Source organism: Nesterenkonia salmonea (genome assembly GCF_005771525.1).
In the GTDB taxonomy this organism is placed as follows: domain Bacteria; phylum Actinomycetota; class Actinomycetes; order Actinomycetales; family Micrococcaceae; genus Nesterenkonia; species Nesterenkonia salmonea.
Genome location: NZ_VAVZ01000133.1, coordinates 1 through 369 on the forward strand (window position 1 = coordinate 1; position 369 = coordinate 369).

The 369-nt window shown below is 62.3% G+C and carries 1 protein-coding gene; it reads left to right on the forward strand.

Going from position 1 to position 369, the window contains the following annotated elements; genetic code table 11:
- Positions 1-369 (forward strand): transposase (locus tag FEF26_RS15590; RefSeq protein WP_208012972.1); only part of this gene is annotated, 369 nt, incomplete at both ends.

Sequence of the window (369 nt, forward strand, 5' to 3'; positions counted from 1 at the left end):
AACACTGCTGCTGATCACATCACCGTGATCGACCAAGCCATCGAAGCCCTGCCTGCTCATGTACGCCCCGGAGCTGAACGCGGTCCTGGTGTCCTGGTGCGCAGCGATTCGGCTGGGGCTTCCCATGCTTTCGCTGACCACTGCCGGGAGCTCGGAGTCGAGTTCTCTTTCGGCTACTTCATCACCCAGCCCGTCCAGAAGGTAGTCGATCAGATCCCAGCCCAGCTGTGGCAGGCAGCAATCAACACCGACGCCAACGTCCGGGACGGGGCGTGGGTGGTTGATGCCACCGACTATGTGAACATCAGCAGCTGGCCAACCGGGACCCGGCTGATCCTCAGAAAGGAGCGCCCGCATCCTGGTGCGCAG